Genomic DNA, 14,724 nt, shown 5'->3' on the forward strand with positions numbered 1-14,724 from the left:
ATTCGCGAGGGGCCTCCCGATCGATACCTCTCTGTCGGCAGAAAGACTTTCGCGAATGAATTCGCTCCCACAGATTATGCGTACGCCCAAGCCAACAAGGCAGACCTATTCATACCGCAGCGCATGGGCCGGCTGAATCTGCGCCGCACGGTACGCCGGATAAATCGTCGCCAGAAAGCTCAGGATCAAGCCCGCCGCACAGATCATCACCACGTCGCTGCCTTCCAGTTTCGAGGGCAGGTTGCTGATGAAGTACACGTCAGAGGTGAAGATGTGCTGCCCGGTCACGCGTTCGACCCAACCCACCAGCTGACTGACGTTGATCGCAGCGATCACGCCCAGTACGCCGCCGATAATCGTGCCAATGACGCCGATCACCGACCCCTGCACCATGAAGATGGTCATGATCTGCCGAGGCGTGGCGCCGATGGTGCGCAGGATCGCGATGTCCGCGCCCTTGTCGTTCACCACCATGATCAGCGTGGCGATGATGTTGAACGCCGCCACCGCGACAATCATCAGCAACAGCAGGCCGATCATGGTCTTTTCCATTTTCATGGCGCTGAACAGGCTGCCCTGGGTGTGGGTCCAGTCATCGGCCTTGTAGGCCGCGCCCAGACTGCCGGCGATGGCTGTGGAGACTTGCGGCGCTGCGTACAGATCGGTCAGCGCCAGACGCACGCCCTGCACCTGATTCGGCTGCCAGCGCTGGATAGTCGCGGCATCGGCCACGTTGACCAGCGCCATGGAGCCATCCAGCTCGGCACCGACCTTGAACACGCCAACCACGGTCAGGCGTTGCAGGCGCGGGGTGATGCCGCCCGGATCGCTGCTGATCTCCGGGACGATCAGGGTGATCTTGTCGCCGACGTTCAAACGAAAGCGGCGTGCGGTGATTTCACCGATGACCACGCCGAACTCACCGGCCTTCAAGTCCTGCAGACGGCCCTGAACGATGTGTTGAGTGACGATGGACACCTGGGATTCGAGCGCAGGATCCACGCCGTTAATCTCGATGGGCTGCATCGAACCTTTGTACGACAGCATGCCGTCCATTTGCGTGAATGGCACGGCAGCGGTGACCTGTGGGTTCTTCAGCGCGGCGTCGGCGGCAGGCTTCCAGTCGTCCAGCGGCTTGACCCCGTCGATGACCGCATGAGGCACCATGCCGAGGATGCGCGAGCTCATTTCCTGCTGAAAGCCGTTCATCACGGAGAGCACCACGATCATCGCCAAGACGCCCAACGCCAGCCCGATCATCGAGGTCATCGAAATGAAAGAGATGAAGTGATTGCGTCGCTTGGCCCGGGTGTAGCGCGTGCCGATAAAGATGGATAACGGTCTGAACATTCGTGGAGCACCGTAGCTAACTAAATAGAAACACCCCACGCCCGTATGCGAGCGCCGGGTTCAATGCATCACGCCTCGACCAGGCGACCTTCTTCCAGGCGCCACACGCGGTCCATCTGGCGGGCCAGCGACATGTCGTGGGTCACCACCAGAAATGCCGTGCGCGAGGCCTTGCTCAGCTCCAGCATCAGGTCCTGAATACCCTGGGCGGTATGGGAATCGAGGTTGCCGGTGGGCTCGTCGAGCATCACCAGACCCGGCTGATTGACCAGCGCGCGAGCGATAGCCACACGCTGACGCTCGCCACCGGACAGCTCCGAAGGCTTATGCGCCAAGCGGTGCTTGAGCCCTACCCGCTCCAGCAAGGCCGTGGCGCGCTGGCGCGCTTCAGGGATCGGGGTCTTGCCGATCAGCAACGGCATGCAGACGTTTTCCAGCGCCGTGAATTCCGGCAGCAGGTGGTGGAACTGATAGACGAAGCCCAGCGCGCGGTTGCGTAACAGGCCACGGGCCTTTTCGCTCAAGGCCGACAGTTCTTCGCCCGCCAGCCAGACGCTGCCTTCGGTCGGTGTGTCCAGACCACCGAGCATGTTGAGCAGGGTACTTTTGCCCGAACCGGAACTGCCGACGATCGCCACGCGTTCGCCCGGGTGCAACTCCAGCTGCAAGCCCGAAAGCACCACCACCGATTCCGGGCCTTCCTCGTAGGATTTGCCCAGGTTGCGGCAACTCAATACAGCTTTATCACTCATGCCCGACTCACTCATAACGTAGCGCCTCCGCTGGCTGGGTGCGCGCGGCACGCCAGGCAGGATACAAGGTGGCGAGGAAACTCAGGACCAGCGCCGCGCCGCATACCATCAGCACGTCTTCGGTCATCAATTGCGAAGGCAGATAGTCGATGAAATAGACGTCTGCGTTGAGAAACTTGTGGCCGATCAGCCCTTCTAGCGCCGAGATCGCTGCACTGACATTGAGCGCCGCAAGAGTCCCGACACCCGCGCCGATGGCCGTGCCGACGACGCCAATTACAGTGCCCTGGACCATGAAGATGCGCATGATCTGCCCCGGCGTCGCGCCCAGCGTGCGCAGAATGGCGATGTCGCCGCGCTTGTCGTTGACCACCATCACCAGCGTGGAAATGATGTTGAACGCCGCCACCGCCACGATCAGCAACAGCAGCAGGCCGATGATGGATTTCTCCATGCCGATGGCCTGATAGAGGTTGCCGTGGGTGCGGGTCCAGTCACGGGAGTAATACTGATGCTCGCCCAGGCTCTGGGCGATGTCGTAGGCCGTGCGCGGGGCCTTGAACAGGTCGGTGAATTTCAGGCGCAGGCCCTGCACCTGATCAGGCTTCCAGCGATGCAGCCGGGCCAGATCCTGCAGGTTGGTGACCCCCAGATAACCGTCCAGCTCGCCGGCGCCGACATGGAATATGCCGACCACGGTGAAGCGCTTCATGCGCGGGAACATGCCAGCCGGGGTCACCGTGACTTCAGGGGAAACGAACGTCACCTTGTCGCCAATGCCCACGCCCAGCTTGGTCGCGGCCTTGTCGCCGATGACCACGCCGAAGCCGCCGGACACCAGATCGTCCAGATGCCCCTGCTTCATGAAGCCGTCGATAATCGAAACTTTGCGTTCCTGAACCGGGTCGATGGCATTGAGCAGGATTTTCTGCACGTTGCCATTGTTGGTCAAAAGCCCCTGCATCTGGGTGAACGGCGCGATGGCCTCCACCTGCGGATTCTGTTTGACCTTGACGGCCAGGCTTTGCCAGTCGCTGATCGGCTCACCGGATTCGATGGTCGCGTGGGGCACCATGCCCAGCACACGGGTGCGCATTTCGTGATCGAAGCCATTCATGACCGACAACACGACTATCATCACCACTACGCCGAGGGCGAGACCGATCATCGACGTCAGGGAAATGAAGGAGACAAAATGATTACGGCGTTTTGCACGGGTGTAACGCGTGCCGATAAATACAAAAAGAGGTCTGAACATGTAAGGGCTTGTTCAAAGGAATGGGAACGTCCTTGTGGCGGGCCTTGGCCTGCGGCTTTACACTCGATTCACTGAGTCGCGATCGAGCGTATCAATCTGACAACCGCTGCTACCATGGGTTCGCCATGCCGACACTAGATGATGAAGAACGCCGCGAATACTACCGTATCGAGGACAGCGTCGCACTGGAAATTCAACGCCTTCCGGGCGCCGGAGTGGTCGACGAAAACGGCCACGAAGACACCTCGACCCTATTCGATTTGCTGAGCGAGCTGCACGTCGCCGAGTTCGAATCCCAGCACCTGCTGCGCCAGCTGGACGACCGCGATCGCACCACCAACAGCTTTCTGCGGGCCATGAGCAAGCGCATCGATCTGCTCGGCCAGGTGGTCGCCCAGACCGTGCTGGGCAAGCTCGGCGCCCCGCAGAAGGTGATCATGTCCGAAGGCGGCCTGCAATTCGAATCCCATCAGCCCTTCCCCACTGGCACATTGCTGTCGGTGAAAATGGTGCTCATGCCCCAGGCCTCCGGCATGATGCTGCGGGCCAAGGTCACTCAATGCCACTCCCTGACCATCGGCGATTTCGAGGTCGGCACCGAGTGGGTCGAACTCAGCGACGCCCAGCGTCAGCTGCTCGCCAGACACATCCTGCAACGGCAAGCCGCCCAGCGCAGGCTTGCCCGCGAACAGAGCAACCCCGATCCCACCTGATTTTCAGCCTGTAGGCGCGTTATCGAAGGAGCATTTGTGACCCTAATCTACGGCCACCGCGGCGCCAAAGGCGAAGCACCGGAAAACACCCTGACCAGCTTTCAGGAGTGCCTCAAACACGGCGTCAAACGTTGCGAACTGGACCTGCACCTGTCCCGCGACGGCGAATTGATGGTAATCCACGACCCGACCCTCAAGCGCACCACCGACCGACGCGGCAAGGTGGTCGAGCACCAAGCGGCGGACCTGGTGACCTACGACGCGCGCAAGGGTGGTCCCGGCTGGGTCAATCCGTGCCCGATTCCGCGTCTGGAAGAACTGTTCGAGAAGTGCGACTTCGATCACTGGCAACTGGAAGTCAAAAGCGCCTCACGCACCCGTTCGGCGACAACCGTGTTGGCGATCCGCGAAATGGCTCAGCGCCATGGCCTGCTGGACAAGATCACCATCACGTCGAGTTCGCGGGAAGTGCTGGGCGCTGCGCAGGAATTGACACCGGATGTGTCGCGCGGTCTGGTGGCCGAATACGCCTGGCTTGACCCGCTGAAGGTCGCCCAGAGTTATGGCTGTGAAATCCTGGCGCTGAACTGGACGCTGTGCACGCCCGAGCGCCTGAAGAAAGCCCAGAATCAGGGCCTGCATGTGTCGGTGTGGACAGTCAACGAGCCCGCGCTGATGCGCAGACTCGCCGACTTCGGCGTTGACAGCCTGATTACAGACTTTCCCGGTTTGGCCAGCGCCACTCTCGGGAATTACTGAAATCGGTCTCCCCGGCCGGCTCAGGCCACCGGCCGGAGCCGCTCAAAAAAGCCGGTTGAGGCCATCGTACGCCGCAACCCGGTAGGCTTCGGCCATGGTCGGGTAGTTGAACGTGGTGTTGACGAAGTACTTGATGGAGTTGGCCTCGCCCGGCTGGTTCATGATTGCCTGACCGATGTGCACGATCTCCGATGCCTGGTCACCGAAGCAGTGAACGCCGAGGATTTCCAGGGTTTCGCGATGAAACAGGATCTTCAGCATGCCCACCGGCTCGTTGGATATCTGCGCGCGAGCCATGCTCTTGAAGAACGCCTTGCCCACTTCGTACGGGATTTTCGCCTGGGTCAGGTCGTGCTCGTTCTGGCCGATCGAGCTGATTTCCGGAATGGTGTAGATGCCGGTCGGCACGTCGTTGACGAAACGCCAGGTGCCGTTGTCCACCGCCTTGCCCGACGCCGAACGACCCTGGTCGTACGCCGCACTGGCCAGGCTCGGCCAGCCGATCACGTCGCCTGCGCCATAGATGTTGGGCTTGCTGGTGCGGTATTCCTCATCCACTTCGATCTGGCCACGGCCGTTGGCCTTGATGCCGACGTTCTCCAGACCCAGCTTGTCGGTGTTGCCCGTCCGGCCGTTGCACCACAGCAAGGCGTCCGCCTTGACCTTTTTGCCGGACTTGAGGTGCAGGATCACGCCGTTCTCCAGGCCTTCAACGCGCTCGTACTCTTCGTTGTGGCGCACCATCACGTTGTTGTTGCTGAAGTGGTAGCTCAGGCCTTGCGAGATCTCAGCGTCGAGGAAGCTCAGCAGTTGGTCGCGGTTGTCGATCAGCTCGACGTCCACGCCCAGACCACTGAAGATCGACGCGTATTCGCAACCGATCACGCCAGCGCCGTAGATGATCAGCTTGCGCGGGGTGTGGTTGAGGCTGAGGATGGTGTCGCTGTCGTAGATACGCTTGTGGGAAAAGTCGATATCCGCCGGGCGATAAGGCCGCGAGCCGGTGGCGATAATGATCTGGTTGGCGACCAGTTTTTCCACGACGCCGGTGTTGCAGACCACATCGACGGTACGCTCGTCGGCAAAGCTGCCGGTGCCGAAGAACACGTCGACGCGGTTGCGCGCGTAATAACCGGTGCGCGAGGCAACCTGCTTGTTGATGACTTTTTCAGCGCTCTTGAGCACGTCCGGGAACGAGAACCAGCGCGGCTCGCCAATGGCGCGGAACATGGGATTGGTGTTGAACTGGATGATCTGCTTGACCGAGTGACGCAGCGCCTTGGACGGGATCGTGCCCAGGTGGGTGCAGTTGCCGCCGACCTGGCGACGGCTGTCGACCATGGCTACCTTGCGCCCAGCCTTGGCAGCGTTCATTGCCGCGCCTTCTCCCGCCGGGCCTGAACCCAGCACCACTACGTCGTAGTTGTAGACAGCCATGCGTACTCCTCAGAACAGGCCGAGACGCCACGCTGGCGTCTCCGGCTAAGTCATGCCGCACACCTGCGGCATGAAGAACAAAACTCGCGGCGCAGTCTAATCGTCCCGCGTCGCCGCGAACATTAACCCTTGGTCGCGTCGTAGGCCAATGTTGTCTGCGCTACGGGACACTCGGGGCAGTCAATGAACCCATCGAGCGCCAAATTGCTGCGGATGATAAATCCCTTGGCGCCTCGAATCCTAAAAAAACCTGCAAATTTGCGAGTTTGTTCGTGGAGCAGCTCCTTGATAGTGGGTCTCATTCGTCCCTTGCAGGTCCAGGCGCCATGTCCAGAAACCGCCGCTGCGCGATGTCCTTGCCTATATAGCTGCGATAGATGTTGACCACCTCTTTGTTCGCTCTGGCGGCTTTTACCTGTGCGGTGTAGCCGACGAACCGTTGATCGGGGAGTTTCAGGTGAGCCGCCGTGAACGCCGTATCGGCCGCCGCCTCGCTCGCGTAATGGAAATGCGCCCACCAGAGCACGCGTTGATCCTTGTCGCGGATGACGTACTCCTGCAAGAAATCGTTGCGTTTGCCACCCGACATATTCTTGCGTCCCTCGAAGCGCGCGATGTCCACCTCTTGCTCACTGGCCAGGTAATCAAGGCGCGAGGCTGTAGGCGGTTGCGCTTTAATCATGGCGATGCGCAACGCGCGTCCTTCAGCGGTAAGTTTCGACGCTTCGGACCGCAACCGGTCAACCAGGGTCAAGACCGCCTCCGGACCTGACAGTCCAGATTCGGAAACGACAAGGTGAGGTGCCAGTTTGTCGGCCAGAATCGTCAGCGTCTGCGCCTTCTGAAGCAGAATGTCCTGAATATCCGACGGTTCGTAGGTGCGCCGGGATTGAGCCCGGGCCATCGTGATGTCGCGTTCGACCTGATCGAGGGCCGCATTGGCCTGGCGCTTGAGCTCACTGAGCGCAACGCTCGCCGGGGCGGTCGAAGGTGCGATGGCTGGCCGGACTTCAACCTCGACCCACTCGCCGTTTTCGTGCTGGTGATAGGTCCCGACGACGGTGTCGCTCATGGTTTTGGTCACATCGACCACCGCCCCGGCCAGCTCCGGCTCGCCCTCCCGCAGGCGTCCCACGAGGGTTCTGTGGCCGCGCGTCTTGATGATCCGCTTGCGAGGCTGTTTGACCCTGGGCGTGTATTCGACCGGATGCTCTGCCGGCTCCGCGCTTTCGCGTACCAGATCCGACAGCCGAGTTTCGGCGCGCTCGACGATCCAAGCCAAGTCATCGAGAAAACGCTCATAGGGGGCAACGCTCAACGTGCTCAATGCGCGCTCTTTGGCACAGCTTGCGATCAAGGTGCAACGCCGATATTCGCGGAGCGAACTTTCCAGCACGTCAATCTGCTCAGCCAGGGTGTAATCGTTGGGCTTTTCCAGCTCGGCCTGCGAACTGAAGGCTGCGTGCAAGGAATCATCGGTGCGCAGCCCCTTGAACGCTTGATCGCCTAGCCCTGAAAGGATGTCCTGCGCCGTGAAACTCAGTTCCAGCAATGACCACATGCGATCAATTCGCCACGCAAGGCTGGTGTAGAGATTGCTGTTTTGCAGTTCCAGCACCTCCTCGCGCCACAGACCTTCCCCTACTCTGGGCACGGCACGCAGGCGTTGCCACAGCGCTTCGCGCTCAATCGACCAGCGCACCGCGCGGTCTTGCAACTTAAGTAAATCCTCGAACAAACCCAGATAGGCGGAAACATTACGTGTACTCACGACACCCGCCGACTCGGCGTTGAGAGCGGGCAGCGTTGCCTGGGTCAACCTCACCGCGTTATGCAGCAACACCCCCTCCAGAAACGCGATGCGTCGTACCAGACGTTGTAGGTCGCACGCCAGGACTTTGTCGCTCAGACGATCGGCAGGCCGCAACGATTGCTGCAACTGATAACGCTCTTCGTAGACAGCTTTGAGTTCATCCAGGTCCTTTTCGATGAGGTCATAGATGCGCGCGGGGACTTGCCCGGACACACTCTTTTGGGTGGCGTCCCAACCGACGAACTTTTTGTACAGCGCGGCTTTGTTCTGCTCCAGCACCGCGTCGCGTTCGGTCACTCGCTTAAGGGTTGCGGCGTTTTCCTGCGCAAGTTGTCGGGCGTTGCGCTTGGGTCCTCCCCCGCACAGTCCGAGTGATAGATCAAGCGCCCAGGCCTGCCCGGTACGTCTCAAACGCGGACCGCTGACCTGTGGATGGTGCGGATTGACAATAAAGACCTGATCACCCGAAAAACCGACCTCGTACACGCCAGAGTCCAGCCGGACACACCATTGCTGGCCGTGCCGCCACAGCCCTTCTCTCCCGGGTTCCGTTGAAGGAGCGTCCAGGTTCGGCTCAGGGGAGAGCTTCAGGCGTTCGAGCGCTTGCAGCTGACTTTCGTTAAGCCGATGACTGAGGCTGGACCAGGAAAAATCCCACTGAGGAAAGGACTCAGTTTCAACCTCCGCTGTCACTGCGATGTCAGTTGCCCCCTCTTGAACTTGAAGCACCGGCTCAACCGTGGCCGACTTGATCGTACCCACTACCACCGGTTTGAAGCCCTGATGCAAAAGAATCATCGAGAGGGTCAGCAACAACGAACTCCAGGCCTGCGCGCCCTCGCCACCGGCTCCTCGGCGCTCGGCCACCACTACTCGATCAACGGCGATCATCAGTTGAATCAACCACAACGCCGTGGCTGTCGGCCCGGACAGAAAAGGCATCACTACGTCCAGCGCCAGCCAGCCGCCCCTTTGCAACATCGCCCAGCGACTTTCGGCGTTGGACACCGATTGGCGATCAGCGAGATCCACCAGCGCCTTGGCATTGGCCGTGAACAAGGCCTGCATCCGGTCGCCCTCAACCGGAACCACACTGAGCTGTGGCGCATCTGGCGTTTCCAGCGGGGCGAAATCCGAGCCAATGCCAAACCGCAGAATGTGCGATTGCTCGAAGCCACCATTGGCATAGCGCTGGCGGCCCTGATCGGTCATCCATACCAACACCTCGTCCCGCAGCTCACCGGCCGTGGCGATGGCATTGCGCAGCGCCAGCCAGGTCGGAAATTCGGTCAGCGGCGTCGAGGCAAAAGGACGATAAAGAATAAAGGGGCCGAGGGTGGTGTCCGTCGCCCCTATGATGAACATATTGCAGACCTCATCGGACGCCGCACCAGGCTGACTGATCCAGGCCAACGGACGCAGCGCATACAGGGTGTCAGAGGCTTGCATTACCCCACAGACACAGCGATATCCTGCATCCGTAAGCCCTCCTTCGCCGCGAATCTTCTGCTCCAGCGCCTTGAGCGGCAACTGCACGCGCAGTTGATCGGCAAACAGCGTTTTTCGTCGCGCCGATTGCGCAGGATCGGTCATCAGGCAACGGCGAACCAGGGCCGGATACGCGCCGCCGATGTCAACGCGCACAATCAATTGCCGCACGTACGCCACGGTCAGCCAACCCGGCAGCGGTCCGCCATCGCGCACCGTGAGGCTGACGGTGCCACTGGGAATGCTGCACAAGTTGCCCAGCGCGAACTGGGCGACACTCATCTGTCGGCGCTCGATATCGCCAACCGCGATGATCTGCCCAGTGGAAGGCACCGGCGATGCCACGACCTTGGCGACGTGCACCGTGACATCATCAAGCGTCATCCACTTGGCCTGCGGGTGATCGGTGCACATCGCCTGCTGCAACACCATCCTTGCGTAATCGAGCAACGACGGCAGCTCGTCGTCCCATGCCTTTCCCGCTGCATTCCTCGCGGCGACGGCCACCGCAGCCAGTTGGCGACTGTAATCGAGCCGATCGGCTGAGGAGGCGGCGCTTAACCAGGAAGGCAACTGCTCAAGTCGGTCGATGCTCGGGGCACGGGTTGCTGCCTGCCTGTCCTGAACCAGCGGGGTGATGTCGGTCACCATCGCCAGGTAGCGCTCGATCTCCTCGAAATGCCCCAGCTCAGACGAAGGCAGCCGCTGGATGGCGGCCAGCTGTGCTTTTAAAACCTTGAGTGCTTTACGCTCGGCAATCGCGCGCCTGGCCGCTTGCGTCAAACCGGTCTGCCCCGACAGTCGCCGCTCGAACGCGTCGGCCAGACGCTGCCCCGGACGCAGCCCGCTCGCATCGGGTCGATCCCAAAACACTATCAAGGCCTCAGTGAAAATGTCCGCAATACCCAAGCAAACGCTATCGACGAGGACTGCCAGTTGCTCGACGTCGACCTCGAGGCTGACCGGCGCGGCGACCGCTGGATCGGCCACCAGTCGATGCTGCCCAGTTGTCCAGCGCAAGGTTTTCCCCGTGGCAAAGTGCGTGCGCAGCGCCTGGGTCAGTGTCACCGCCTCATCTGGCGAATCGGTGGCAATGATGGCCGCGACATCGGGGTCAATGTCCACAGCCGGAAATTGCTCCACGAGAGCCGCCTTCAGGGCGGCGCGGGTCAGGGGAGTGAGAAAAGGGCGATGCGAAAAAGCGTCGATCAAGTCGAAGTCGGAATTCATGGTTCTGTTAACTCGCACGTGGATGAGTCGACCCGCTGAATTCAGTCTCAGCCGGTACGTATCGGGCGAGTTAAGGGCATATCCGCGCCGCGGATGACATAAACAAATACCGCAATGACGGGTTTTCACCGACCGCTGCAGCAGCCGACCCGGCGAGTCTTCTGATTGCTATCCGCCACTTTTACACATATCGTTACAAATCTGCGGAGTTGGAGGCCAAGCTCGGACTGCGCAGGAGAGGACGCATAAATACAACGGATCCCCAGCTAGACAGCCTAAGTGAGTAATTCCAGATGGCCTCGAACACAGGCAAAGGCAAGGCGATTTTTCGCGTTGTCAGCGGTAACTTCCTTGAAATGTTTGACTTTATGGTCTACGGCTTTTACGCCACGGCCATCGCCAAAGCATTTTTCCCTGCCGACAGTGAATTCGCATCGCTGATGCTTTCGCTGGCGACCTTCGGCGCCGGCTTCCTCATGCGCCCACTGGGTGCCATTTTCCTCGGCGCCTACATCGACCACCACGGCCGAAAGAAAGGCCTGATCATCACCTTGGCCCTGATGGCCATGGGCACGCTGTTGATCGCCTTCGTACCGGGTTACGCGACCTTGGGTGTCGCCGCGCCCTTGCTGGTGTTGATCGGTCGCTTGCTGCAAGGCTTCTCCGCCGGTGTGGAACTGGGCGGCGTATCGGTGTACCTGGCCGAGATCTCGACCCCGGGCCGCAAAGGCTTCTTCGTCAGCTGGCAGTCCGCCAGCCAGCAGGCCGCGGTCGTGTTCGCAGGCCTGCTGGGCGTGGCCCTGAACCACTGGCTGACCCCGGAAGATATGAGCCAATGGGGCTGGCGCGTGCCGTTTCTGGTCGGCTGCATGATCGTCCCGGCAATCTTCGTCATCCGGCGCTCGCTGGAAGAAACCCCTGAGTTCGAAGCCCGTGCGCGCAAGCACCGCCCGACCATGGGCGAGGTGATGAAGTCGATCGGCTCCAACTTCGGCGTGGTCATCGCGGGTATGGCGCTGGTGGTCATGACAACTGTGTCGTTCTACCTGATCACCGCCTACACTCCGACTTTCGGCAAGAACGAGCTGCACCTGTCTGACCTGGACAGCCTGCTGGTGACCGTCTGCGTGGGGATTTCGAACTTCATCTGGCTGCCGGTGATGGGCGCGGTGTCGGACAAGATCGGTCGCAAACCACTGCTGCTGGCGGCCACCATTCTGGCCATCATCACGGCATACCCTGCCCTGTCCTGGCTGACCGCCAACCCGAGCTTCGGCAACCTGCTGATGGTCGAGCTTTGGCTGTCGTTCCTGTACGGCTCGTACAACGGCGCGATGGTGGTGTCTCTGACCGAGATCATGCCGGTCGAAGTGCGGACCACCGGTTTTTCGCTGGCTTATAGCCTGGCGACCGCGACGTTCGGTGGCTTCACTCCGGCGGCCTGTACCTATCTGATCCATGAGCTGAACAACAAGGCAGCACCAGGCATCTGGCTGAGTGGCGCAGCCGTGCTGGGCTTGATCGCGACGCTGGTGCTGTTCCGCAAGGGCGGCCAGGCGCGGATGGAAGCGGTGGCTGGCTGAGGGTATAGCTGCCTGGAAATGCAAAACGCCCCGACTGGTTCGGGGCGTTTCTTTTTATAGGCTGATTTGGGCTGTGGCTGCGCCAGCCCTGCTTGTGCCGTCAGCAGCACGCAATCAGCGCGACTAAGCTACCGGGTACAACACACGCTCCCCCGGTGCTCCTGTCGCTCAGCCCTGATCTTATGTACATTTCTTGATACATTCAGGACATTCCACTGACACCTGGTCCACTCACCCTTGCGCCCGCTCGCCAGCGAAGTCGCATGGCAGCGTCGTTCCTCACTCGCGGCCTTCACGGCGGCATCACCATGGCGGCAGCAACATGCAAACGACCCCTGACAGCAACACCGCCAACGCACCGGCTGAAGAGCGGCGCTGGAACACCCGGGCGCTGATCGTCGATGACGACGTACCGATCCGCGAACTGCTGTGCGATTACCTCGCCCGCTTCAATATCCAGAGCACCGGTGTCACCGACGGCAACGCCATGCGTCAGGCCCTGGCCGAGGAAACCTACGACGTGGTGGTGCTGGATCTGATGCTGCCGGGTGAAGACGGCCTGTCGCTGTGCCGTTGGCTGCGCAGCTCCTCGGATATCCCGATCCTGATGCTGACCGCCCGTTGCGAACCCACCGACCGCATCATCGGCCTGGAGCTGGGCGCCGACGACTACATGGCCAAGCCCTTCGAGCCTCGCGAGCTGGTGGCACGTATCCAGACCATCCTGCGCCGCGTACGCGACGATCGCACCGAAGAGCGCACCACCCTGCGTTTCGACAACTGGCGCCTGAACAGCGTGTTGCGCCAGCTCACCGCCCCGGACGGCCTGGTGGTGCCACTGTCCAATGCCGAATTCCGCCTGCTGCGGGTGTTCCTCGAACGCCCGCGCCGGGTGCTCAATCGCGAGCAATTGCTGGACGCCGCCCGTGGCCGCTCCATCGAAGCCTTCGATCGCAGTATCGACTTGCTGGTCTCGCGCCTGCGCCAGAAGCTCGGTGACGATCCGAAATCCCCACAACTGATCAAGACCGTACGAGGCGAAGGCTATATGTTCGACGCCAGGGAGATTGGTTGATCCGCTCGGCTGATACGCTCTTCGCCCGACTGTTCGGCGGTGCGCTGCTGGCGATCGTGCTGGCGCATTTGCTCGCCTTCATCTGGTTCCATCATTACGGCCCGGCGATGCCGCCACCGCCGCCTGCCGGACAGCAGAACGCTCACCCCCTGCAGCCTGCCGGGGAGCAAGGCGAACTGTCCTCGGCCCTCGACGCCCTGCGCCCGCCTCCGCCACCGCCGGGGCCTGGGCGCCCGCCGTTTTTCGGCATTCCGCTGATTCCGCTGTTCTTTCAGTTGGTGACACTGGTCATTGCCGCCTGGTTCGGGGCCAAGGCCCTGAGCCGCCCGGTGCAGCGCATCAGTGATGCCGCCGAGCGCCTGAGCGAAAACCTAGACAGCCCGCCACTGACCATCACCGGACCTCGGGAAGCGCGTCAGGCGGCCGCGACCTTCAACCTGATGCAGGAACGCATTCGCGAACAGGTGCAGCAGCGTGGGCGCATGCTCGCGGCGGTGTCCCATGATCTGCGCACGCCCCTGGCGCGCCTGAAACTGCGGGTCGAGCAGATCGAAGAACCCAAGCTGCACGGCCAGATGACGCAAGATTTGAACGATATGATCGGCATGCTCGACGCGACCCTGACTTACCTCAACGAGCAGCGCACCAGCGAAACCCTGCAATATTTCGATGTGCAGGCGCTGATCGAATCGCTCACCGAGAACGCCCAGGACAATGGCGATGACGTCCAAGCCAGCGGCACCTGTAAACCGCTGAAGTCCCAGCCCATGGCCCTGCGCTCGTGCCTGCACAACCTCATCGACAACGCCTTGCGCTATGCCGGGCATGCACGGGTCATCATCGAGGACTCCAGTGAACACCTGCGCATCAGGGTCGTCGATCAGGGCCCCGGCATTGCGCAAGACCTGCGCGAAGCGGTGTTCGAACCCTTCTACCGCGTCGAAGGCTCGCGCAATCGCAATTCCGGCGGCGTCGGCATTGGCATGACCATCGCCCGGGAAGCGGCGCGGCGTATGGGCGGTGATCTGCGCCTGGAAGAAACCCCGGGGGGCGGCCTGACGGCTGTGGTCGATTTACCTCGGGTCTAAATTTCGACAGCGTTTTGCGAGGCGATGGTGATTCCCTGTGGGAGCGAATTCATTCGCGAATCGATGGCACAGGCGGCACATAGGGGGCGGCTGGACTGACCCCTCGCGAATGAATTCGCTTGTATGTTTAGACTTGATGGGGCGGGCAGGACAGGAAATTCGAATCTGACTCTAGCCA

General features: G+C 61.1%; 10 protein-coding genes. 5 read left to right on the top strand and 5 right to left on the bottom strand.

Annotated features, from left to right (window positions below; translation table 11 throughout):
• Positions 1-105: 105 nt before the first annotated feature.
• The 3 genes from AC07V9_RS19535 to AC07V9_RS19545 all read right to left on the bottom strand — a co-directional run bounded on the left by AC07V9_RS19535 (position 106) and on the right by AC07V9_RS19545 (position 3,360).
• Positions 106-1,350: a lipoprotein-releasing ABC transporter permease subunit gene (locus AC07V9_RS19535; protein ID WP_495017292.1), complete on the bottom strand. Its 1,245-nt coding sequence runs from the start codon at positions 1,348-1,350 to the stop codon at positions 106-108.
• Positions 1,351-1,418: 68 nt separating this feature from the next.
• Entirely contained in the window at positions 1,419-2,102 is a 684-nt protein-coding gene (gene lolD / locus AC07V9_RS19540; protein WP_495017293.1) for a lipoprotein-releasing ABC transporter ATP-binding protein LolD, read from the bottom strand.
• A gap of 7 nt (positions 2,103-2,109) precedes the next feature.
• Positions 2,110-3,360 (bottom strand): lipoprotein-releasing ABC transporter permease subunit, encoded by a 1,251-nt coding sequence (locus AC07V9_RS19545; RefSeq protein ID WP_495017294.1) that lies wholly within the window; start codon positions 3,358-3,360, stop codon positions 2,110-2,112.
• 125 nt (positions 3,361-3,485) lie between these two features.
• Here AC07V9_RS19545 and AC07V9_RS19550 point away from each other — a divergent pair, with 125 nt between their 5' ends.
• Both AC07V9_RS19550 and AC07V9_RS19555 read left to right on the top strand, forming a co-directional pair.
• Positions 3,486-4,073: a PilZ domain-containing protein gene (locus AC07V9_RS19550; RefSeq protein ID WP_495017295.1), complete on the top strand. Its 588-nt coding sequence runs from the start codon at positions 3,486-3,488 to the stop codon at positions 4,071-4,073.
• A gap of 36 nt (positions 4,074-4,109) precedes the next feature.
• Positions 4,110-4,832 (top strand): glycerophosphodiester phosphodiesterase, encoded by a 723-nt coding sequence (locus tag AC07V9_RS19555; protein ID WP_495017296.1) that lies wholly within the window; start codon positions 4,110-4,112, stop codon positions 4,830-4,832.
• 42 nt (positions 4,833-4,874) lie between these two features.
• On the opposite strand, the gene sthA is transcribed toward AC07V9_RS19555, so the two are convergent.
• Both sthA and AC07V9_RS19565 read right to left on the bottom strand, forming a co-directional pair.
• The gene (sthA, locus tag AC07V9_RS19560) at positions 4,875-6,269 is read right to left on the bottom strand and encodes a Si-specific NAD(P)(+) transhydrogenase (RefSeq protein WP_404630657.1); all 1,395 of its coding nucleotides are present in this window, start codon (positions 6,267-6,269) and stop codon (positions 4,875-4,877) included.
• Between the two features lie 298 nt (positions 6,270-6,567).
• Positions 6,568-10,800 carry a dermonecrotic toxin domain-containing protein gene (locus tag AC07V9_RS19565; RefSeq protein WP_495017297.1) on the bottom strand — a complete coding sequence of 1,411 codons (4,233 nt, stop codon included), beginning with the start codon at positions 10,798-10,800 and terminating at the stop codon, positions 6,568-6,570.
• Between the two features lie 293 nt (positions 10,801-11,093).
• Between AC07V9_RS19565 and AC07V9_RS19570 the strand changes: the two genes are divergently transcribed.
• From AC07V9_RS19570 to AC07V9_RS19580, 3 genes are all read left to right on the top strand, one after another.
• Positions 11,094-12,383 carry an MFS transporter gene (locus tag AC07V9_RS19570; protein WP_495017298.1) on the top strand — a complete coding sequence of 430 codons (1,290 nt, stop codon included), beginning with the start codon at positions 11,094-11,096 and terminating at the stop codon, positions 12,381-12,383.
• A 322-nt stretch (positions 12,384-12,705) separates the two neighbouring features.
• On the top strand, positions 12,706-13,458 hold the full coding sequence (locus AC07V9_RS19575; protein ID WP_495017299.1) for a response regulator: 753 nt from the start codon (positions 12,706-12,708) through the stop codon (positions 13,456-13,458).
• Entirely contained in the window at positions 13,455-14,546 is a 1,092-nt protein-coding gene (locus AC07V9_RS19580) for a sensor histidine kinase (RefSeq protein WP_495017300.1), read from the top strand. The genes AC07V9_RS19575 and AC07V9_RS19580 overlap by 4 nt, the downstream gene beginning before the upstream one ends.
• The last annotated feature ends 178 nt before the right edge of the window (positions 14,547-14,724 follow it).

The sequence above is a fragment of the Pseudomonas sp. GW821-FHT02A11 genome, from assembly GCF_059421985.1.

Coding starts and splice junctions, on each gene's coding strand:
- AC07V9_RS19535 (WP_495017292.1), bottom strand. CDS start 1,350: ATGTTCAGACCGTTATCCATCTTTATCGGCACGCGCTACACCCGGGCC.
- lolD (WP_495017293.1), bottom strand. CDS start 2,102: ATGAGTGATAAAGCTGTATTGAGTTGCCGCAACCTGGGCAAATCCTAC.
- AC07V9_RS19545 (WP_495017294.1), bottom strand. CDS start 3,360: ATGTTCAGACCTCTTTTTGTATTTATCGGCACGCGTTACACCCGTGCA.
- AC07V9_RS19550 (WP_495017295.1), top strand. CDS start 3,486: ATGCCGACACTAGATGATGAAGAACGCCGCGAATACTACCGTATCGAG.
- sthA (WP_404630657.1), bottom strand. CDS start 6,269: ATGGCTGTCTACAACTACGACGTAGTGGTGCTGGGTTCAGGCCCGGCG.
- AC07V9_RS19565 (WP_495017297.1), bottom strand. CDS start 10,800: ATGAATTCCGACTTCGACTTGATCGACGCTTTTTCGCATCGCCCTTTT.
- AC07V9_RS19570 (WP_495017298.1), top strand. CDS start 11,094: ATGGCCTCGAACACAGGCAAAGGCAAGGCGATTTTTCGCGTTGTCAGC.
- AC07V9_RS19575 (WP_495017299.1), top strand. CDS start 12,706: ATGCAAACGACCCCTGACAGCAACACCGCCAACGCACCGGCTGAAGAG.